16 protein-coding genes and 1 pseudogene are annotated in these 19,745 nt (G+C 71.4%); 5 read left to right on the top strand and 12 right to left on the bottom strand.

The window, feature by feature from the left end; all coding sequences use genetic code 11:
* Positions 1-31: 31 nt before the first annotated feature.
* The 5 genes and pseudogenes from ACFC1X_RS01595 to ACFC1X_RS01575 form a co-directional block, all read right to left on the bottom strand.
* Complete coding sequence (locus ACFC1X_RS01595) at positions 32-1,441, bottom strand: phytoene desaturase family protein (RefSeq protein WP_376347777.1); 1,410 nt, start codon at positions 1,439-1,441, stop codon at positions 32-34.
* A gap of 99 nt (positions 1,442-1,540) precedes the next feature.
* A complete protein-coding gene (locus ACFC1X_RS01590; RefSeq protein ID WP_122618892.1) occupies positions 1,541-2,386 on the bottom strand; it encodes an inositol monophosphatase family protein in 846 nt (281 codons plus the stop codon).
* Between the two features lie 85 nt (positions 2,387-2,471).
* Entirely contained in the window at positions 2,472-4,307 is a 1,836-nt protein-coding gene (locus ACFC1X_RS01585) for a gamma-glutamyltransferase family protein (protein WP_376347775.1), read from the bottom strand.
* 143 nt (positions 4,308-4,450) lie between these two features.
* Positions 4,451-5,122: a DUF4328 domain-containing protein gene (locus ACFC1X_RS01580; protein ID WP_376347773.1), complete on the bottom strand. Its 672-nt coding sequence runs from the start codon at positions 5,120-5,122 to the stop codon at positions 4,451-4,453.
* A gap of 187 nt (positions 5,123-5,309) precedes the next feature.
* A pseudogene (locus tag ACFC1X_RS01575) lies at positions 5,310-6,770 on the bottom strand (hypothetical protein); the annotation flags it as partial.
* Between the two features lie 128 nt (positions 6,771-6,898).
* On the opposite strand from ACFC1X_RS01575, the gene ACFC1X_RS01570 reads away from it, so the two are divergent.
* From ACFC1X_RS01570 to ACFC1X_RS01550, 5 genes are all read left to right on the top strand, one after another.
* The gene (locus ACFC1X_RS01570; protein ID WP_376347771.1) at positions 6,899-7,579 is read left to right on the top strand and encodes a response regulator transcription factor; all 681 of its coding nucleotides are present in this window, start codon (positions 6,899-6,901) and stop codon (positions 7,577-7,579) included.
* Entirely contained in the window at positions 7,566-9,044 is a 1,479-nt protein-coding gene (locus ACFC1X_RS01565; RefSeq protein ID WP_376347769.1) for a sensor histidine kinase, read from the top strand. The genes ACFC1X_RS01570 and ACFC1X_RS01565 overlap by 14 nt, the downstream gene beginning before the upstream one ends.
* Before the next feature lie 119 nt (positions 9,045-9,163).
* Positions 9,164-9,970 carry an ABC transporter ATP-binding protein gene (locus ACFC1X_RS01560; protein WP_376347767.1) on the top strand — a complete coding sequence of 269 codons (807 nt, stop codon included), beginning with the start codon at positions 9,164-9,166 and terminating at the stop codon, positions 9,968-9,970.
* The gene (locus ACFC1X_RS01555) at positions 9,967-10,728 is read left to right on the top strand and encodes an ABC transporter permease (RefSeq protein ID WP_376347765.1); all 762 of its coding nucleotides are present in this window, start codon (positions 9,967-9,969) and stop codon (positions 10,726-10,728) included. Before ACFC1X_RS01560 ends, ACFC1X_RS01555 begins: the two co-directional genes overlap by 4 nt.
* A gap of 15 nt (positions 10,729-10,743) precedes the next feature.
* Positions 10,744-11,568 (top strand): MerR family transcriptional regulator, encoded by an 825-nt coding sequence (locus tag ACFC1X_RS01550; protein WP_376347763.1) that lies wholly within the window; start codon positions 10,744-10,746, stop codon positions 11,566-11,568.
* Between the two features lie 224 nt (positions 11,569-11,792).
* Here ACFC1X_RS01550 and dacB read toward each other — a convergent pair whose 3' ends face one another.
* The 7 genes from dacB to ACFC1X_RS01515 all read right to left on the bottom strand — a co-directional run bounded on the left by dacB (position 11,793) and on the right by ACFC1X_RS01515 (position 19,674).
* Positions 11,793-13,148 (bottom strand): D-alanyl-D-alanine carboxypeptidase/D-alanyl-D-alanine-endopeptidase, encoded by a 1,356-nt coding sequence (gene dacB, locus ACFC1X_RS01545; RefSeq protein WP_376347762.1) that lies wholly within the window; start codon positions 13,146-13,148, stop codon positions 11,793-11,795.
* A 184-nt stretch (positions 13,149-13,332) separates the two neighbouring features.
* The gene (locus tag ACFC1X_RS01540) at positions 13,333-14,361 is read right to left on the bottom strand and encodes a hypothetical protein (RefSeq protein ID WP_376347760.1); all 1,029 of its coding nucleotides are present in this window, start codon (positions 14,359-14,361) and stop codon (positions 13,333-13,335) included.
* Between the two features lie 55 nt (positions 14,362-14,416).
* Entirely contained in the window at positions 14,417-15,739 is a 1,323-nt protein-coding gene (locus ACFC1X_RS01535; RefSeq protein ID WP_376347758.1) for an MFS transporter, read from the bottom strand.
* Positions 15,736-16,542 (bottom strand): ABC transporter ATP-binding protein, encoded by an 807-nt coding sequence (locus ACFC1X_RS01530; protein WP_376347757.1) that lies wholly within the window; start codon positions 16,540-16,542, stop codon positions 15,736-15,738. The genes ACFC1X_RS01535 and ACFC1X_RS01530 overlap by 4 nt, the downstream gene beginning before the upstream one ends.
* Positions 16,539-17,591, bottom strand: a complete 1,053-nt coding sequence (locus ACFC1X_RS01525; protein ID WP_376347755.1) for a FecCD family ABC transporter permease — start codon at positions 17,589-17,591, stop codon at positions 16,539-16,541. The genes ACFC1X_RS01530 and ACFC1X_RS01525 overlap by 4 nt, the downstream gene beginning before the upstream one ends.
* A complete protein-coding gene (locus ACFC1X_RS01520; protein ID WP_376347754.1) occupies positions 17,588-18,631 on the bottom strand; it encodes a FecCD family ABC transporter permease in 1,044 nt (347 codons plus the stop codon). Before ACFC1X_RS01520 ends, ACFC1X_RS01525 begins: the two co-directional genes overlap by 4 nt.
* Positions 18,628-19,674, bottom strand: coding sequence for an iron-siderophore ABC transporter substrate-binding protein (locus ACFC1X_RS01515; protein WP_376347752.1), 1,047 nt, complete (start codon positions 19,672-19,674; stop codon positions 18,628-18,630). The genes ACFC1X_RS01520 and ACFC1X_RS01515 overlap by 4 nt, the downstream gene beginning before the upstream one ends.
* Positions 19,675-19,745 lie beyond the last annotated feature (71 nt).

The following is a 19,745-nucleotide window of genomic DNA, read 5'->3' as shown; positions in this document are numbered from 1 at the left end:
CTTCCCGGTCGTCGGCGATTCCCGCGCGCCGTCACGTCTGGCGCAGCCTGCGCCACACGGCCTTGGCCGCGTTGTGTCCCGACATGCCGTGCACACCCGGGCCGGGCGGGGTGGCCGACGAGCAGATGAAGACGGCCGGGTGCGGGGTGGCGTACGGGAACAGGGACAGCTTGGGGCGGAGCAGGAGCTGGAGGCCGGAGACCGCGCCGGAGGCGATATCGCCGCCGACGTAGTTGGCGTTGCGGGCGGCCAGTTCGGGTGGGCCGGCGGTGGCGCGGGCGAGGACGCGGTCGCGGAAGCCGGGGGCGAAGCGCTCCAGTTGGCGTTCTATGGCGTCGGTGAGGTCGCCGGTCCAGCCGTTGGGGACGTGGCCGTACGCCCAGAAGACGTGCTTGCCGGCCGGGGCGCGGGTGGGGTCGGCGACGCTGGGCTGCACGGTGATGAGGAACGGCGCGTCGGGCGCGCGGCCGGCGCGGGAGGCCGCGTTCAGCGCGGCGCCGATCTCCGCGCTGTCGGCACCGATCTGCACGGTGCCCGCGCGGCGCGGTGCCTCGGCGGTCCACGGCACGGGCCCGTCCAGCGCGTAGTCGATCTTGAAGACGCCGGGGCCGTACCGGTAGCCGGCGTAGTGGTTGCCGAGGCCGGCGATGCGGGCGAGGGCGGTGGGCGAGGTGTCGAAGACGTACGCGCGGGCGGGCGGCAGGTCGTCGAGGCGCTTGACCACGTAGTCGGTGTGGATGGTGCCGCCGAGGTCCTCGAGGTGGCCGGCCAGGGCGTCGGAGATGGCCTGGGAGCCGCCGCGGGCCACGGGCCAGCCGCGGGCGTGCGCGGCGAGGGCGAAGACCAGGCCGATGGCGCCGGTGGCGAAGCCGCCGAGCGGGGCCATGACGTGCGCGACGAGGCCCGCGAAGAGGGTCTTGGCCTGCTCGTCGCGGAAGCGGCGCATCAGCCACGTCGACGGGGGCAGCCCGACCAGGCCGAACCGGGCGAGGGTGACCGGGTCGCGGGGCAGCGCGGTCAGCGGCAGGGACATGAAGTCCCGGGCCAGGGTGTCCCACCGGGGCAGGAAGCGCTCGACCAGCCTGCGGTACGTGCCCGCGTCGCGCGCCCCGAAGGAGGCGGCGGTCTCGCCGACCGACCGGGACAGCACCGCGGCGGAGCCGTCGAGGAAGGGGTGCGCCATGGGCAGCGCGGGGTGCAGCCACTCCAGTCCGTACCGCTCCAGGGGGAGGTCGCGGAAGGCGGGCGAATTGATGCCGAGCGGGTGCGCGGCGGAGCACGGGTCGTGCCGGAAGCCGGGCAGCGTCAGCTCCTCGGTGCGCGCCCCGCCGCCCACCGCGCCCTGGGCTTCGAAGACGGCGACCGAGAAACCCCGGCGGGCCAGCTCCACGGCAGCGGTCAGCCCGTTCGGCCCCGCACCCACTACGACCGCATCGAGCATCGACGGCACCTTCGGACCCCTTCGTCAGCCGATGGCAACTCCGGATCAGGATATGCCCGGGGTCCGACAGTCGGCGGTCGCGGGTGGGGCGGGCGAGGATCAGGCCTCGCCGGACAGCAGCCCCACCACCCGGCGGGCCGTGGCCGCGTCGCGGGCCGCGGTGAACGGCAGGTCATTGCCACCGGTGATGCGGAAGGGTACGCCCGTACGGGTCAGGTGGACGCCGCCCGCCTCCTCGACCAGGAGCAGTCCGGCCGCGTGGTCCCAGGCGGCCTCCCACGAGAAGGCGGTGGCGTCGGACTCGCCGCGGGCGACGGCGAGGTACTCCAGGCCGGCCGAGCCGCAGGCCCGCGGGGCCACGCCCGGGGTGCGCAGGCCGAGCAGGTCGTGCTTCTGCTCGTCCGTCGTGTAGTCCGGGTGGGAGGTGGCGACGCGCAGGTCGCGGCCGGGCTCGGGCACGCCCGCGTACAGCCGCTCCCCGTCCAGGTAGGCGCCCCTGCCCCGGACGGCCGTGGCGAGCCGGTCGTCGGCGGCGGCGTAGGTCCAGGAGGCGTGCACGACTCCGTGCCGGGCGAGCGCGACCAGGGTGCAGAAGCCCCGCTCGCCGCGCACGAACTGCCGGGTTCCGTCGACCGGGTCGACGATCCACACCGGTGCGTCGCCCCGTATCGCCTCGTAGGAGGCGGGATTGGCGTGCACCGCCTCCTCGCCGACGACGACCGAGCCGGGCAGCAGGTCGGCGAGGGCGTCGGTGAGGTACAGCTCGGCCTTGCGGTCGGCGTCCGTCACCAGGTCGTGCGGGCCGGCCTTCTGGTCGACCTCGTCCGCCGCGAGCCGCCGCCAGCGCGGCATGATCTCCTGGGCGGCCGCCTTGCGGACGGCCTCCTCCACGTCGTCGGCGTGCCGGGCGAGAAACTCGTCGATGGTTTCGTTGTTCTCGATCATGACTCCATGAGAGCACGTCCCACTGACAATGCCCGCCCGGGTGGTGTACTCCGGGTGGAATCGACACGAACATGAGGTGCGGGGGTCAGCGGCCGACCGCGTACCCCTGCATGCCGCGCGGGTTCGCCGCCGCCGACAGCACGCCTGTCTCCGGGTCCCGTGCGACGGCGCACAGCCGGCCCTCCGACCAGGCGTCGCCCACCGTCACGTCGTGCCCGCGGCGCCGCAGCTCCTCGACCACCTCGGCCGGCATCCGGGACTCGACGGTGACGCTGCCTGCCCGCATGCCGCGCGGGAAGAAGGAACCGGGGAAGCCGTCGTTGTGCCAGTTCGGGGCGTCGATGGCGCCCTGGAGGTCGAGGCCGCCGCGGATCCGCGCGCGCAGGGCGACCGCCAGGAAGAAGTGCAGCTGCCACTGATCCTGCTGGTCGCCGCCGGGCGTGCCGAAGGCCATGACGGGGACGCCGTCGCGCAGGGCGATTGAGGGCGTGAGCGTGGTGCGGGGGCGGCGGCCGGGGGTGAGCGAGTTGGGCAGGCCCTCCTCCAGCCAGGTCATCTGCAGCCGGGTGCCGAGCGGGAAGCCCAGTTCGGGCACGACGGGGTTGGACTGGAGCCAGCCGCCGCTGGGCGTGGCCGAGACCATGTTGCCCCAGCGGTCCACGATGTCGAGGTGGCAGGTGTCGCCGCGGGTGCCTCCGTCGGCGGCAACGTCCGGTTCGCCCGGCACCGGGGAGGCCGGGCTCTTGGCGACCGTCGGCTCGCCGACCCCCAGGGCGTCGAAGCCCTCCGCCTCGTCGGCCGCCAGCAGCGCGTGGGCGCTGAGCCGTGGGGTGCGGCCACCCGGACCGCCGGGCCGCAGTTCGAAGGACGCCTTGTCGCCGACAAGGTCGCGCCGCGCGGCGTTGTACCCGGCCGAGAGCAGGTCGCCGAGCGGCACCCGGTCGGCGCCGTCGGCGTCGCCGTACCAGGCCTCCCGGTCCGCCATGGCCAGCTTGCAGCCCTCGACCAGCAGGTGGACGTAGTCGGCGGAGCCGTATGCGGGCAGTTCGGGCGGGAGCAGCGCCAGCTGCTGGAGGAGGACGGGACCCTGGCTCCACGGGCCGGCCTTGCACAGGGTCCAGCCGTTCCAGTCGTAGGTGGCGGGAGCCTCGTAATGCGCGGACCAGCCGGCGAGGTCGGCGGCGGTCAGCGTGCCGGTGTGGCGTTCGCCGCTGGTGTCCGTGGTGGGCCGGCCCGCCTGTCGTACGAGGGCCTCGGCGATGAACCCGGAGCGCCAGACCTCCCGCGCGGCGTCGATCTCCGCCTCCCGGTCCCCCGCGCCGGCCGCCTCGGCGAGCAGGCGCTTCCAGGTGGCGGCGAGGGCGGGGTTGCGGAACAGCTCGCCGGGGCGGGGCGGGCGGCCGTCCGGCAGGTAGACCTCGGCCGAGGTCGTCCACTCCGTCTCGAAGAGGTTCCGTACGGTCTCGACGGTCTCCGCGACGCGCTCCACGGGCGCGTGCCCGTGCTCGGCGTAGTCGATGGCGTACCGCAGCACGTCGGCCAGCGGTTTGGTGCCGTGGTCGCGCAGCAGGAGCAGCCAGGCGTCGAAGGCTCCGGGCACGGCGGCGGCCAGGGGGCCGGTGCCGGGTACGAGGTCCAGACCGAGCCCCTTGTAGTGCGCGACCGTCGCCCCGGCGGGCGCGACGCCCTGCCCGCACAGCACCCGCACCTCGCCGTCCGCGGGCGCGAGCAGGATCGGCACCTCCCCGGCGGGCCCGTTGAGATGCGGCTCGACGACGTGCAGCACGAAGGCACCGGCCACGGCGGCGTCGTAGGCGTTGCCCCCGTCCTCCAGGACGGCCATGGCCGACTGCGAGGCCAGCCAGTGGGTGGAGGACACCATGCCGAAGGTGCCCTGGAGGGTGGGTCGGGTGGTGAACATCGGGCCTCTCACCTCGCTGTTTACGTGTCGCGGCCCAGGTGTTGGGCACGTAGGACGAGTTCTGGGGAATCTGGAGAGTACGCGTCAGCGGCCTCCTCCTCCCGCTCCCCCAGGAGGCTATCGATCGCCCTCCGCCCGCCCCTTCAACGGCCCTGTGTGGCCGGCCCGGCGAGGGCCTTTTCATGCTGTGCGGCGGTCAGCCGGCGCACGAAGAGGATCGCGAGTACCGCGGCCAGCACATCGAATCCGGCGCTGATCGTGACCAGCCCGGCGGCGTCGCGGACCGCCTCGACGCCCTGCGCCTTGTCGTACGTCCTCGACGCGTACCGGTCGAAGATGATGGCCCAGACCCAGGCGCCCCACCAGGCGTTGAGCAGTCCCCGGTGGCGCGGTGCCCGGCTGCGAGGCTCGGGCTGGGCGGCCCACAGAATGTCGGCGGCGATGCTCCGCGGAATCCAGAGGTTCGCGACGGGGATGAACCAGCACGCGATCGCCCAGCCAGGAGCCCTGCTCAGGGCACCTGGCGCGAACACCTCCGCGTTCTGGCGGACCCGGTAGAACCAGACGACGAAGACCACGGCCGTCGCCAGCATGGCGATGCCGTACAGCACGACCGATCCCGCCATCGCGAAGTCGGCCCGGCTCAACTCGCCCTCGTCGAAGTCGACCGCGCCGCCCGAGGCCACCCTTCCCATCATCGCCCGCATGTTGAGCGATGCCGCGACGGTCAGCAGATCAGCAGCTATGACGACGCCGAGCAAGGCGGTGACGGCGTGCGCGAGGCCGATCGGCGAGCGCAGCACACGGCCGGGCACGGGCGGGTGCGGACTCGGCGTGGGTGTCGACGCATACGTCATGGCGGGCCCCCGAGGCGGTGTTGAGCGCGGTGACCTGTCCCAGGCCCGGCGCGGCAGGCTGCCGCTCTCGTGCGGTCAGCCTCGGGACCTTATCCCATATCGCCTGTCGTTCGGCGGTGGGGGCGTCGGCAGCCGACCAGCCTGGGTTCCGGACATAGACGGTGACTCTCGCCCCGCCGACATGAGTTGTTCCGTACTCGCGGAAGTGGCTCCGCAGGGTGCTCTGCTTCGCTTTCTCCTGTGGGTTGGCCGGTGAGTGCGTACCCGCCGCGCGGACCGCGACGATCCGGTCGAACTCCAGCATGCGTGCCGCGATGTCCTGAGCGGGAAGCTCGACTCCTGCGAGGGTGTTCGACGAAACGGGATCCTGTGCCAGGGCGAGATCCGTCAGGGAACGGGTGTCCTCGGGGTTGGCCGCGGTCAGGATCCGGTGCCGGCCGGAGATGTAGAGCAGCCCGTCGCCGGGACGGCCTTCCTTGCGTACGGCGGCGCCGATGGCGGTGACGTTGTCGCTTCGGCTCTGTGGGGTCCTCAGCGACAGGCTCGGCGGGACGAGCGCGGCAAGGACGGCAACCGCCGCGATCCAGGTGTAGCGGGAAGAGTGCCGCAGCCGGTGGACGTAGTCCATCAAGGCGCCCAGCAGCAAGGCGATTCCGATGTTGCTGTAGACCACGTACCAGTCGACGAAGAGGGGCTTGACCAGTGAGGCGATCAGCAGCAGAAGACCCGGAAGCACCAGAATCGGCACCGCCAGCGCGGAAAGCCGCACGGGCCACCGCACCTCCAGGGGCGCCCGGGCACACACCACGCCGATGACCGCCACCACCAGGAAGTAGCGAAGCCGCACCGGTCCGTCGATCCAGGAGATCTGCTCCGACTGCCCGGCACTGCAGATCGCCAGTGGCAGCAGCCCGGCCACAACGCCCGCGGCTGCCACACTCCAGGCTCTCAGCACCGGGCGTGGAACGCGGGAGACGACCAGTGTGACGCCGTGTGCGACCAGGGCGAGGACGGCGAACTCGTGGAGCAGACAGGCCAGCAGCATCGTGGAGCCGTAAACCGCCCACCGCCATCGGGTGCGGTGCGGGACGCTGACCACGAGCGCGTAGGTGGCCCAGGTGACCAGGGCACAGACCATGGCATACGAGCGGCCTTCCTGCGCGTACTTCTGTACCTGGGGCAGGAGCGCGAATACGAGCCCGGCCAGTAGTCCGGCACGGGGTCCCGCCAGGCGGAGGCCCAGGAGCCCGACGCCGCTCGCCGCCACGGACATGGCCAGCACGGACGGCAGCCGCAACGTCAGCAGACCTCCGCCGAAGAGGCCGAACAGCTCATGCATCACGACGTAGTAGAGGGCGTGGACCAGATCAACATGCTGGGCGGTGAGCCATATCTGCGAAAGATCGCGGTGCGCGAGCTGATGGGTGACGGACTCGTCGCCCCACATGGTGTTCTTCCTGCGGATACCCCAGAGCCCCAGAACGACCGTCAGCGTCAGGGGCGCGAGGACGACAACGGCCCGGGCCGGGCCCGGTGGTTGGCGAGGGGCGGGTACGGGAGGGGAAGCCGTCCTGATCACGGCGAGGGCATGTTCATCGACGGACATCGGCGACAGGGCCTTTCAGCAGTGGCGAAGAGACTCCGTCAGCGTGCCGGGGACGCGTTGACCGGTTGCTGACCCAACCTGATCGGCCGATCAGGAAGGCGGCCCCGCGCTGTGCGAGGCTGCACCGCATGCGCATCCTGGTGGTCGAAGACGAGGTGGACCTTGCCCACACCCTGCACACCGGTCTGACCGCCGAGGGCTACAGCGTCGACCTCGCCCATGACGGCCGGCAGGGACTGTGGATGGCCCGGACCGGCGAATACGCCCTTGTCGTAATGGACTTGATGCTGCCCGGACTCAACGGCTACAAGGTCTGCGCCCAGCTGCGACGGGAGAACAACGCGACCCCCATCCTGGTGCTCACCGCCAAGGACGGGGAATGGGATCAGGCAGAGGCCCTGGACACGGGGGCCGACGACTACCTGGCCAAACCGTTCTCCTACGTGGTGCTCGTCGCACGGCTGCGGGCCCTGGTCAGACGGGCCGCCACGGTCGCCCCGCCCGTCCTTGCCGTGGGTGACCTCTCGTTGGATGTCGCGGGGCGGGTCTGCCGCCGGGCCGGGACCCGGGTGGAACTCACGCCGAGGGAGTTCGCCGTGCTGGAGCTGCTGGCCCGCCGGGCGGGCCAGGCGGTCTCCAAGGCGGATCTGCTCTATCACGCGTGGCCCGACGAGGCCGAGGATCCCAACCTGGTGGAAGCGCGCGTCAGCGCGCTGCGCAAGAAGGTGGACGCCGCGTTCCACCGGCAGTCCCTGCAGACCGTACGGGGCACCGGCTACCGGCTGGTGGACGACCGTGAACGCGACTGAGCCGCGACGCCGCTGGTGGCCCAGGTCGGTACGGGCCCGCGCGGCCCTGGCCGCCGCCTCGACCGCCGCCGTCATCCTGGCCGGCATCGGCTGGTGGGTGCACCACGACGTCTACCGCCAGAGCACGCAGATCGCGCAGCTCCAAGCCGTGCACCAGCTCGACGCTCTCGTCGACCAGCTGAACAGGGGTGTGGTCCCCGTACGCGGAAGCGTCGTGCCGTACGAGGTCGTCGCGACCGGCCGACGCACCGCTGTCGCCTACGGCGGAGGCATGGCCGACTTCGACCCCGGCACCCGCCATGTGCTGCCCGCCCCGACCGGGGGAGGCTCGCCCAACTACGTCCGCCTGCCTGTGAACCGCGACTACAACTCCGGGATCAGAGGCTCCATCGCTGGCGGTACCTATCGGGTCTTCTGCTCCGACATCAGTGCCGGTGAACTGAGCAGCGACGAACGCGCCGCTCTGGGCGTCGCCGCCGACGCCGAGCTGCGCGTCTACGTGGTGGTGCTCCCAGACACAGCCGAGGAGATCACCTCGACCACCGACCGTCTGCTGCTGCGGGCCGGCCTCGTCGGCCTCGTACTGATCGCCGCCGCCGCCTACTTCGCCGTCCGCATCGCGCTGCGGCCGGTCGAAGCCATCCGCGTCCTCACCGCCTCGGTCACCGCGAGCGACCCCCGCGAACGCGTCACCGTCCCGGCCACGGGACACGAGATCACCGCCCTGGCCACCACCATCAACACCACCCTCCAACGCCTCGACCACGCCGCCGCCCAGCAGCGCCGCTTCGTCGCGGACGCCGCACACGAACTGCGCAGCCCCCTCACCACCCTGCTGGCCAGCCTGGAAGTCGCGCTCGCCTACCCGGAACGCACCGACTGGCCCGCCGCGGCCACCACGGCCGCACGACAGACCCGTCGTCTCCAGGCCCTCGCCGAAGACCTGCTGCTCCTCGCCCGCCTCGACACCCGCACCTCCATGGCCGGCCCCGAAACCGTCGACCTGAAAGCCCTCGCCTCTCGGCTGACCGAGCAATACCCCCTCACGGAACGGCCGTTGTCGCTCACCTGCGACAGCACCGCCCCCGCACCCGCCCTCGGGAACCTCGACGAATTCGAACGGCTGCTGCGCAACCTCATCGACAACGCCGCCCGCCACGCCGCACACCGCATCCAGATCACCGTACGGAACGAGGACGAGTGGGTCGTCCTCACGGTGCACGACGACGGACCGGGCGTACCCGCCGAGGACGCCGAGCGCATCTTCGAACGCTTCGTCCGGCTCGACGACGCACGCTCCCGCGACCACGGCGGCACCGGCCTGGGCCTCGCCATCGCCCGCGACCTGGCGCACCGCCACCGAGGCACCCTCACCCTCGCCCCCCGGACCCTCGGAGCCTGCTTCCAGTTGCGCCTTCCCCGAGCCCCCGCCCCCGCCCCTGCCCCTGCCCCTGCCGAGTCATGAGGCGCACAGTCTTCGCTCCGGCTTGACCCTGACGCCGGGTCAACCCTCCATCCTTCCCGCAGGAGCTTCCTCGCGGTCGCCTGGAACCGCTCCACGAAGGACGAAGGAGGCAGATGACCATGACGGCCCAATCCATGGCCGGTCCGGCGATTCGTGTGCGGGGGCTGGAGAAGTCGTACGGGAAGCTCGACGTGTTGCGCGGCGTCGACTTCGACGTGGCGCGGGGCAGCATCTTCGCTCTGCTCGGCTCCAACGGGGCGGGCAAGACCACGACCGTGCGCATCCTCGCCACGCTCCTGAAGGCGGACGCGGGGACGGCGAGCGTGAACGGCTTCGACGTCGCCGCGCAACCGGCGGACGCGCGGGAGTCCCTCAGTCTCACCGGTCAGTTCGCGGCCGTCGACGGGATCCTCAGCGGCCGGGAGAACCTCGTCCTCGTCGCCAGGCTGCGCCACCTCCAGGATCCGGGCGCGGTCGCGGACGACCTGCTGCGGCGCTTCTCGCTGACCGAGGCGGGGGCGCGGCGGGTGTCGACGTATTCGGGTGGGATGCGCCGCCGCCTGGACATCGCGATGAGTCTCATCGGGGACTCGCCGGTGATCTTCCTGGACGAGCCGACGGCCGGACTGGACCCCGAGGCGCGCGTCGAGGTGTGGGACGCGGTCAGGGAACTCGCCCGTAACGGAACGACGGTGCTGCTCACCACGCAGTATCTGGAGGAGGCCGAACAGCTGGCCGACCGGATCGCGATCCTGCGCCAGGGCCGGATCATCGTGAACGGCACCCTCGCCGAGCTCAAGCAGCTCTTCCCGCCCGCGAAGGTCGAGTACGTCGAGAAGCAGCCGACCCTCGAAGAGATCTTCCTCGCGGTGGTCGGCGGAGAGACGAGTCGCACCACTGGCACGACACCCAAGGGGCAACGATGACCGCGCACTTCCTCAGTGACACCGCCGCGCTCACGGGGCGGACCCTGCGGCACGTCACACGCAGCGTGGACACCATCATCACGACCGTCATCACGCCGGTCGCCATGATGCTGATGTTCGTCTACGTGTTCGGCGGCGCCATTGAGACCGGGTCGTTCTCGTACGTGAACTACATGCTGCCCGGCATCCTGCTCATGACCATCGCGTCGGGCATCTCGTACACCGCGTACCGGTTGTTCACCGATGTGAAGAGCGGGATCTTCGAGCGGTTCCAGTCCATGCCGATCGCGCGGTCGGGTGTGCTGTGGGCGCATGTCGTCACCTCGCTGGTGGCCAACCTGATCGCGCTCGTGCTCGTCGTGGGCGTCGCCGTGCTCATGGGGTTCCGCTCGGGGGCGGGAGTGTCCGCATGGCTCGCGGTCGCCGGCATCCTGCTCCTGTTCACCCTGGCGCTGACCTGGCTCGCGGTGATCCCCGGGCTCTCCGCGTCGTCGGTCGAGGGAGCGGGCGCGTTCGCCTACCCGCTCATCTTCCTGCCGTTCGTCAGCTCGGCGTTCGTGCCGACCGAGACGATGCCCGGCCCGGTGCGCTGGTTCGCCGAGCACCAGCCGGCGACGGCGATCGTCGACACGATCCGTGCCCTGTTCGCCGGACGGCCGGTCGGCGACGACATCTGGATCACGCTCGCGTGGTGTGCGGGCATCCTCGTCGTGGCGTACGTCTTCGCGATGCTCGCCTACCGCCGGAAGATCACCTGAGGCAGGCTGAGACCCATGCTCACCATCAGTCAGCTGGCCGCGTACGCCGGGGTGACGGTACGGGCGGTACGCCACTACCACAAGATCGGGCTGCTGCCCGAGCCCGAGCGCGACCGGTCCGGGTACCGCACCTACGACGCCGTCGCGGTCGTGCGACTGATCCGGATCCGCACCCTGGCCGACGCGGGCGTGCCGCTGGCCAGGGTGCAGGAACTCCTCGACGCCGGGCCGGAGGAGTTCGCCGGTGGCGTGCGGGAGATCGACAAGGAGCTGCGCGCCGAGATCCGGCGGCTGCGGGGCACCCGCGGCCGGCTCGCCCGGCTCGCCGCCGGGGAGCATCTGGCGCTGCCGCAGAGCGTCGTGGGGTACCTCGACCGGTTGCGCGGTCTCGGCGTCGGCGAGCGGTACATCGAGCTGGAACGGGATGCCTGGATCATGATCGCCGCGCAGGTGCCGGACCTGATCGACTCCGTGATCGCCAAGAAGCACGAGGAGCTGGACGACCCCGACATGGTGACGCTCTACTCCTTCTTCACCGGGGAGCCGGACTGGCGGGCCGACGATCCACGGATCGTCGAGATCGCCGACATCCTGGAGCGCCTGATGATTCGCGCCGTGGAGTCCGGCGAGGTGGGGGAGGACGGCTTCGACGATCAGTTCGTCGCCCTGATGGACTCGGCCATGGTGGCGTCCGCACCGGGCGCCGAACTGGTGCTGGCGATTCTGCAGGAGCGCGGCTGGAGGGGCTGGACCCGCATCGAGCGAGTGCCTGCCGAACGGCTCGGCATCGCACCCGAGGCTCAGCTCGCCGCGGAGGGTGAGCCGGGTTCGGCGGTGTAGATCGTGAGGGTCAGGCCGGGCCGGGACTCCGACAAGTGCTTCGGCGGCAACACCAAGAGAATCGGGGCTCTTGCCCGAGAGGTCATGTGCCGCTGCACTCGCGGCACCGTCGACGGGCGTGGGCACCAGTTCCCGAGTCCGCTCGGTTCTTCACCGGAACTCCGCACGCGTCCGCCCGCGCACCGCCGTTGGGCGACGCGCGGGCGGGCGTGAGGGGTGGGGTGTCAGGCCCAGCAGCCGTTCACCGTGGCGGCGAGGCCGTCCATGGCGTCCTTGATGTCGCTCGGGTTGGCCGACGAGTTGTTCTCGATGAAGGAGAAGATCCGCCACTCTCCGTCATCGGTCCGCGTGACGCCGCTCAGGGCGACGGCACCGGTGAGCGTGCCGGTCTTCGCGTGCACCTTGCCGACGGCGCACTTGGAGTTGGCGTCGTCGAAGCGTCCCCACTCCGGGCCGAGGCTGGCACCGGCCTCGCCCGAGACCGGCAGACCGTCCAGGATCGACCCGAGGGCCGGGGACTCCGTGATCGCGTCGAGGAGCTGTGCGAGGGTCGCGGCCGGGATGCGGTCGGCGCGGGAGAGGCCGCTGCCGTCGTACATCTCGAAGTTGTCGAGCGACACCCCGTACGAGCTGAGCACCTGGCGGACGAGTGCGACGCCGCTCTCGAAGGTGGCCGGCTTCCCCAGCTCCACCGCGGACATCCGCAGCAGGGTCTCGGCGATGTTGTTGTCGCTCGTCTTGAGCATCTTCTTGACGATGTCCGACAGCGGTGCCGACTTGTGCTGCGCCACCGGTACGTCGGACTGCTGCGCCTTCGCGCGGCCGACCTCGCCGTCGACGGTGACGCCCAGCGCGGCGAGCTTCTTGGCGAAGACCTTGCCGGCGTCGATCGCCGTGTCGTTCACCGCGGCGCCGTCGACGACGAGCGAGCGGACCGGTGCGACCTCGGTGGGGTAGTAGCCCTCGTTCCAGCCCTTGGCGAGGCTGGGCTCGGCGAACAGGCTGTCGTCCACCCGGACCTTGACGCCGGTCAGGCCCGCGGCCTTGAGCCCGTCGACGGCGGTCTTGGCCATCTCGGCCACGTCGTCGCTGGTGAGGGTGCGGTCACCGCCGCCGACGAGGGTGAGGGTGCCCTCGCCGTACACGACCTTCGTGGTGAACTCGTGGTTCGCGCCCAGCAGCGTCAGTGCGGTGGTCGCCGTGGCGAGTTTGGCGTTGGAGGCCGGCATGAGGGTGGTGGAGCCGTTGTGGTCCCACAGGGCGGTGTCCGAGTCGGCGTCGAGGACCACGCCGCTGACGTTCGTGCCCAGGCGCTTGTCGGCGACCCGCTCGTTGAGGTTCTTGACCAACTGGGCGTCGTCGGCGTCGAGGTCGTCGACCGAGATGCCCTGCGGTGCCGCGGCGCTGTCGTCGGCGGCGAAGGCCGAGGTTCCGGCCAGCGTGGCGGAGGCCACGGGCACGGCCATCGCGAGCACGAGGGCCCGTCGCGCGCCGAACCGGCCGACTCTCGCCCGGCGGTGCCGCCGGCGTCCGCCCGGGGCGAAAGTGTTCGTGGGGGTTTCGTCTGGCGTACCAGTCATAAAGTGAATTCCAAAGATCGGGTACTTCGTTCTGTGGGGGTGGAACGGCGGGCACGTTACCAGCCGTCAAGTGGGCGGCCGGAGCCGGAAATCATTGACTGTGAACGTCTTGAAAAACTTCGCCGGGCAATTCCGCTGCCCTTTCGGGCAATGGCGGCCGTCCATTCCCGGTCGGGCCGGTCCGTCAGCGGGAGTCGACCATCCGGTACTCGATGGCGGTCACGCGGGGCTTGCCCTTGGGGTCGAGTACGGCGAGACCCTGGCCCTGGAACTCGTCGGTGACCACGTCCCGCTTGGACGAGTCGTAGAGGCCCTCCTCCTCCGTGGGGGTGATGTCGAAGCTGCTCATGTACCTCGGCTTGAGCATCAGTTCCTGCGTGTGCGCGGTCGGGAAGAGCGCGAGCGTTCCGCCGTTGGCGAGCTTGAGCGCGTAGACCTTCGGGTGGGCCGGGTCCTTCGCGAAGTACTTCTCGGTGGCGAAGTTCTTGACGTCGTCGTCGGGGCCGTCCTGGTAGACGTCGATCGAGCCCTTCGAGGTCTTGGTGGAGACGAACGCGTCGGCGGCCTTCTTCTTTCCACCCGTTTCGAAGAAGTCCTCGTAGACGGCACCGAGTTGGTCCGGGGCGAGGCCGCCGACCCTGGCCGACGGGTCGGCGGGGCTGACGAGGCCGTTCTTGTCGACGGCGATCTCCGGGATCGGGGCGTCGTCGGCGTAGACCGCCATCGTGACCTTGAACGTGCCGCCGACCTTGTCGAAGACGATGAGCGCGCCCTCGCCCTTCGGGTCCTCACTGGAGCGGGCCTTGACAGCGAACCAGGTGGCTCCGCTGTCGGCGGACGGGATCAGGTACTCGCGTTTCTCGTAGGAGAAGGGCGCCGTGTATTCCTTCTGCTCCTTCTCCGGCCACGTTTCCCACTGCTTGTAGTCGGCCTTGGACTGCTCGTGGACCTGTGCCGATTCCACGGTGCTCAGCAGCTTCGCGTCGCGTTTCGCGTTGGCGCGGTTGTTCGTCAACTCGTAGGTGTCGACCACCTTCTTCGCCGCCTGCTCCGTTATGAGCGCCTTGGGGGCGGCGTCCTCGCTCCGGGTCGGTGTGTCGGTGCCGCCCTCCTCACCGCCGCCGCAGGCGGTGAGAGCGAGGGCGGTGGTCGCGCCGAGGGCGAGCAGACTCAGTCGACGCCGGTGTGGGGGCGGGGTCGTGGATCGGGGCATGCGGGGCGCTCCTCCTTGCGGAAAGCGTGGCGACGCGAACGGTCACTCACTGTTGTCAGTGGTTCACGCTAGCCTCACCGGTCCCCCGGTCCACGAGCGGGTCCCGCTGTTGACCGACGCCCTCGGCGGCGCGGCGGCGGGCGTCCTCGTCCGTCCGGGCGTCGTAGCTGATCAGCTTGGGCAGTGCGGCGGTGAGCAGGCCCACCGCGGCGACGCAGGCGAGGCCGCCGCTCCAGATCGCCGGACGCGCGCCGGTCCAGCCGGCCATCGCCCCGGCGCGGACCTGGCCGAGCTGCGGGCCGACGCTGTACGAGAGGACCTCGATGCCGGCGAGCCGGCCGCGCAGGCGGTCGGGAATGGTCTGGTTCCAGATCGTCGAACGGCCCAGACCGCTCAGCATGTCCCCCGCTCCCGCCAGCCCGAGGCACACCAGCACCAGCCAGACCTGCGACGTCCAGCCTGCCGCCGCGACGGCCAGGCCCCACCCGGCGGCGCCGCACACCACCAGCAGCCCGTGCCGCCGGGTCCGGGACACCCAGCCGCTGGTCAGGCTGACCAGCAGCGAGCCCACCGCTCCCGCCGAGTACATCAGCCCGAGCGCCCACTCGGCGTCGAGGTCGTCGGCGAGGAACGGGAATATGGTGTTCGGGAAGGCGAAGAACATCGCCGCCAGGTCGATGGCGTACGTGCCGAGCAGCACCGGTCGCGACCACGCGTACCGCGCGCCTTCCGCGATGCCGCGCAGCGACGGCCTGGCCGCGTGCTCGGCGGGCGGCACGGGTGAGAGCCGACGGCACATCAGAACCGACCCGAGGAAGCAGGCCACGGTGGTGGCGTACGCCGGGACGTTGCCCGCGTAGGCCACCACGAGGCCGGCCAGCGCGGGCCCGGCGATCGCGCCGGCCTGCCAGCGCAGGGCGTTCAGCGCGGCGGCCGCCGCCAGTTGGCCGTGCGGGACGATCCGGGCCAGCAACGAGTCCAGCGCGGGCCGCTGGAGTCCGGCCAGGGCGGCGACCCCGGCCGCCACCACGTACAGCGGCCACAGCATCGGGCTCGGCAGCATCGCGTTCACGAGCAGGACCGCCGCCAGCAGGCCGAGTCCCGCCTCGGTGACCACGATGACCTTGCGCCGGTCCACCGCGTCGGCGAGTGCGCCGCCGTACAGCCCGAAGACGACCAGTGGTACGAGTTCGACGGCGCCCATGACGCCGACCGCGAGCGGGGATCCGGTCAGGTCCTTGATCTGGAGCGGCAGCGCGATCAGGGCCATGACGCTGCCGAGGTAGGTGACCAGCCCCTGCACCCACAGGAGGCGGAAGTCCCGGGAGGTGCGCCAGGGGGCGAGGTCGGGGAGCAGGGCGGTGAGCTTCGGACTCATGACGCCATCGAGTGGTGGCGGCCGATGGGCAGCACGAGGGGCCGGCCGGAGACCGGGTCCTCGATGACGCGGCTCTCCATGCCGTACACGGTCCTGACCGTCTCCTCGGTCATCACCTCCTCGGTGGTTCCGGCCGCGTGCAGCCGGCCGGCGGCCAGGGCGATGAGCCGGTCGGCGTAGCGCGCGGCCAGGTTGAGGTCGTGCAGGACCATGACGATCGTGGTGCCGCGGGTCCGGTTCAGGTCGGTCAGCAGGTCGAGCACCTCGATCTGGTGGCTGATGTCGAGGAACGTGGTGGGTTCGTCGAGCAGCAGCAGGTCGGTCTGCTGGGCCAGCGCCATCGCGATCCACACCCGTTGGCGCTGGCCGCCGGAGAGTTCGTCGACCGAGCGGTCCACCAGGTCCGTGGTGTGCGTGGCCTCCAGCGCGGCGGCGACCGCCGCGTCGTCCTTGGCCGTCCACCGCGCGAAGGCACGCTGGTGCGGGTGGCGGCCCCGGCCCACCAGGTCGAGGACGGTGATGCCCTCGGGGGTGACCGGCGACTGGGGCAGCAGGCCGAGGGTGCGGGCGAGTTCCTTGGCGGGGGTGCGGTGGACCTCCCTGCCGTCCAGGACGACGCGGCCCGCGCGGGGGACGAGCAGCCGGGACATGGAGCGCAACAGGGTCGACTTGCCGCAGGCGTTGGCGCCGACGATCACCGTGACGCGCCCGGCCGCGAGGGTCAGGTCCAGGCCCTCGATGACGACTCGGTCGCCGTAGCCGAGCGTGAGGTCCTCGGTGGAGAGGGTGTGGGACGCGGTCACAGTGAGCCTCCGGCCCGGTTGGTGCGGACGATCAGGTAGACGAGGTAGGGGGCGCCGAGGACGCCGGTGACGACGCCCACCGGGTAGCGGGTGTCGAAGGCGTACTGGCCGGTGAAGTCGGCGACCAGCACGAGCAGGGACCCGACCAGCCCGGCGGGCACCAGCAGGGAACCGCCGGTGCCGACCAGCCGGGCGGCGATCGGACCGGAGAGGAAGGCGACGAAGGCGATCGGTCCGGCGGCCGCCGTCGCGAACGCGATCAGCCCCACGGCCGCCACGATCACCGTGACGCGGGTTCGCTCCACCCGGACGCCGAGCGCGGAGGCCGTGTCGTCCCCGAGGCTCAGCGCGCTCAGGTTGCGGGCCTGGGAGAGCAGCACCGGGCTGAGCACGAGCAGGGCGGCGACCGTGGGCACGGTCTCTTCCCAGGTGGTGCCGTTGAGGCTGCCCGTGAGCCAGCGCATCGCCTCCTGGAGGTCCCACTCGGCGGCCTGCGACAGGACGTAGGAGGTGACGCTGTCGAGCAGCGCGGCGACACCGATGCCGATGAGGATGAGCCGGGTGCCGGCGACCCCGTCGCGGAACGCGAGCGTGTACACGAGCAGCGCCACCCCGAGCGCGGCGGCGATCGCGAGCACCGACACCTCGGTGCCGCTCAGGGAGAGGGTCACGATGGCGATGGCCGCCGCGGCGCTCGCGCCCGCGCTGATGCCGATGACGTCGGGGCTGGCCAGCGGGTTGCGGAGCATCGTCTGGAAGGTGACACCCGCCATGCCGAAGCTGAATCCGGCGGTCAGGGCGAGCACCGCGCGGGGCAGCCGCAGCCTGCCCACGGTGAAGGACGCGCCCGGCACGTCCTCCCCCATGACCACGCGCAGCACGTCGTGGGCCGGGTAGAAGGTGTGCCCGGCCATGAGGGTGGTGGCGAACGCGGCGGCGACGAGCAGCAGCAGCGTCAGGACGAGCAGCCGCCGCCGGTACGCGCCGCGGATCCGGGCGCGGGTGACGGTCCGCAGCGCGGACGGGACGCTCGCGGCAGGGGCGCTCACAGGGATCTGACCTTCTGTCGGCGGACGATGTGGATGAAGAAGGGGGCGCCGATGACCGCGGTCAGGATGCCGACGTCGATCTCGGCCGGCCGGGCCACAACCCGTCCCACCACGTCCGCGGCGGTGAGGAGTACGGCACCGCCGAGCGCGGAGAACGGCAGCAGCCAGCGGTGGTCGACGCCCACCAGGAGCCGGCAGGTGTGGGGTACGACGAGGCCGACGAAGGCGATGGGCCCGGCGACGGCGGTGGACGCGCCGCACAGGACGACCGCGCCGAGCGCGGCGGTGGCCCGTACGAGCGCCACGCGTTCGCCGAGCCCGGCGGCCAGGTCGTCGCCCAGCGCCAGCGAGTTGAGGGCCCGCGCGGAGGCGAGGCAGAGCACGAGACCGGCGGCGAGGAACGGCAGCACCGTGCCGAGCTGGGCGTAGGAGGCGCCTCCGACGCCGCCGATCTGCCACAGCCGGAAGGTGTCGGAGATGTCGTTGCGCGGCAGTACGACGGCGGTGACCAGGGAGGCGAGCGCGGCCGAGATGGCGGCACCGGCGAGGGCCAGTTTCAGCGGGGTGGCCCCACCGCGGCCCAGCGAGCCGACGGCGTAGACGAACCCGGCGGTCAGTGCCGCCCCGGTCATCGCCACCCAGATGTACCCGGAGACCGACGCGAGGCCGAAGTGGGCCATGGCGATCACCACGGCCAGCGAGGCGCCCATGTTGACGCCGAGGATGCCGGGGTCGGCGAGCGGGTTGCGGGTGACGCCCTGCATGACCGCGCCGGCCAGCGCGAGGGCGGCGCCCACGGTGACGGCGAGGAGGGTGCGGGGTACGCGCTTGGCGACCGCCGCCTCCTCCAGGGTGTGTTCCGCCCCGCCGAGCGCCGACCACACGTCGGACCAGGCGACGTCGCGGGAGCCGAGGGCGAGGGAGGCGGTCATGACGGCGAGCAGGACCGCGGCGAGCACGAGGAGCCAGGTCACGCGGACGCGCGCCGGACGCCGCACCGGGACGGCGTTCGACGCGCGCGGGGTGTCGGTGACGGTCACGCGGCCTTGTCCGCGGCCGCGGCGAGCGCCTTCACGTAGTCGTCCAGGACGTACGGGATGGACAGCGGGGTCGGGTTCGCGGCGGTCGCGAGCGGGGTGGTGCCGGGCAGCAGGTACACGGAGTCCTGCTTGACGGCGGTCAGCTTCGAGGTGAGCGGGTCGTTCTTGAGGGCCTTCAGCAGTTCGCCCTTGTCGTCGCCGTAGCCGGTGACGATGTCGACGTCGTTGAAGTCGTCGATGCGCTCGGCGCTCTTGCTGAGCACGAACTTCTTGGTGTCCTTGGACGGCTCGGAGATGCTGGCCGGGATCTTCATGCCGAGGTCGGTGAAGAACTGGGTGCGGGTGTCGTGGGTGGTGTAGAAGCCGACCTCACTGACGTCCTTGGAGGACACGTGGGTCATGAACATCGCCGACTTGCCCTTGATCTGGGGGTACTTGGCGACGGTCTTGGCGATCCGCCCCTCCAGGTCAGCGATCAGCTCGTCGCCCTGGTCGGCCATGCCGATGGCCTTGCTGTTGAGCCGGATGATGTCGCGCCACGGGGTGGCCCAGGCGGCCTCGGGGTAGGCGACGACGGGCGCGATCTGGCTGAGGGTCTCGTAGTCCTGCGCGGTCAGGCCGGAGTACGAGGCGAGGATGACGTCGGGCCTGGTGTCGGCGACGGCCTCGAAGTCGATGCCGTCGGTCTCGTCGAAGAGGACGGGCGTCTTGGCGCCGAGTTCCTTGAGCCGGTCCTCGGTCCAGGGCAGCACGCCGTCCGCGTCGTCGTCGCCGAAGTTGGCCTTGGCCATGCCGACGGGGACGACGCCGAGGGCGAGCGGCACCTCGTCGTTGGCCCAGTTGACGGTGGCGACGCGCTTCGGCTTGTCGGGGATGACGGTGGTGCCGAGCGCGTGCTTGATGCTCACGGGGAACCGGCCGGAGCCGTCGGCGCCGGCGGCGGCGGCGCTGTCGTCCTTGGTGTCGTCCTGGCCGCCGCAGGCGGTGAGGCCGAACAGGAGGGACGCGGCGAGGGCGAGCACGCGAAGGCGGGGTGTTCTCATCGACCCGGGTTTCACTCTCAATGGGAAGGTGCAGGAAGTTAGGTAAGGCTTACCTGCACAGATTAGAGAGC

The sequence above is a fragment of the Streptomyces sp. NPDC056128 genome (assembly GCF_042263835.1).
Taxonomy (GTDB): domain Bacteria; phylum Actinomycetota; class Actinomycetes; order Streptomycetales; family Streptomycetaceae; genus Streptomyces.
This window is presented reverse-complemented; position numbering and strand designations above follow the sequence as displayed.

Excerpts from the sequence above, each read along its gene's own strand:
- ACFC1X_RS01595 (WP_376347777.1), bottom strand. The coding sequence starts at position 1,441 with ATGCTCGATGCGGTCGTAGTGGGTGCGGGGCCGAACGGGCTGACCGCT.
- ACFC1X_RS01590 (WP_122618892.1), bottom strand. The coding sequence starts at position 2,386 with ATGATCGAGAACAACGAAACCATCGACGAGTTTCTCGCCCGGCACGCC.
- ACFC1X_RS01585 (WP_376347775.1), bottom strand. The coding sequence starts at position 4,307 with ATGTTCACCACCCGACCCACCCTCCAGGGCACCTTCGGCATGGTGTCC.
- ACFC1X_RS01570 (WP_376347771.1), top strand. The coding sequence starts at position 6,899 with ATGCGCATCCTGGTGGTCGAAGACGAGGTGGACCTTGCCCACACCCTG.
- ACFC1X_RS01560 (WP_376347767.1), top strand. The coding sequence starts at position 9,164 with ATGACGGCCCAATCCATGGCCGGTCCGGCGATTCGTGTGCGGGGGCTG.
- ACFC1X_RS01555 (WP_376347765.1), top strand. The coding sequence starts at position 9,967 with ATGACCGCGCACTTCCTCAGTGACACCGCCGCGCTCACGGGGCGGACC.
- ACFC1X_RS01550 (WP_376347763.1), top strand. The coding sequence starts at position 10,744 with ATGCTCACCATCAGTCAGCTGGCCGCGTACGCCGGGGTGACGGTACGG.
- dacB (WP_376347762.1), bottom strand. The coding sequence starts at position 13,148 with ATGACTGGTACGCCAGACGAAACCCCCACGAACACTTTCGCCCCGGGC.
- ACFC1X_RS01540 (WP_376347760.1), bottom strand. The coding sequence starts at position 14,361 with ATGCCCCGATCCACGACCCCGCCCCCACACCGGCGTCGACTGAGTCTG.
- ACFC1X_RS01535 (WP_376347758.1), bottom strand. The coding sequence starts at position 15,739 with ATGAGTCCGAAGCTCACCGCCCTGCTCCCCGACCTCGCCCCCTGGCGC.
- ACFC1X_RS01515 (WP_376347752.1), bottom strand. The coding sequence starts at position 19,674 with ATGAGAACACCCCGCCTTCGCGTGCTCGCCCTCGCCGCGTCCCTCCTG.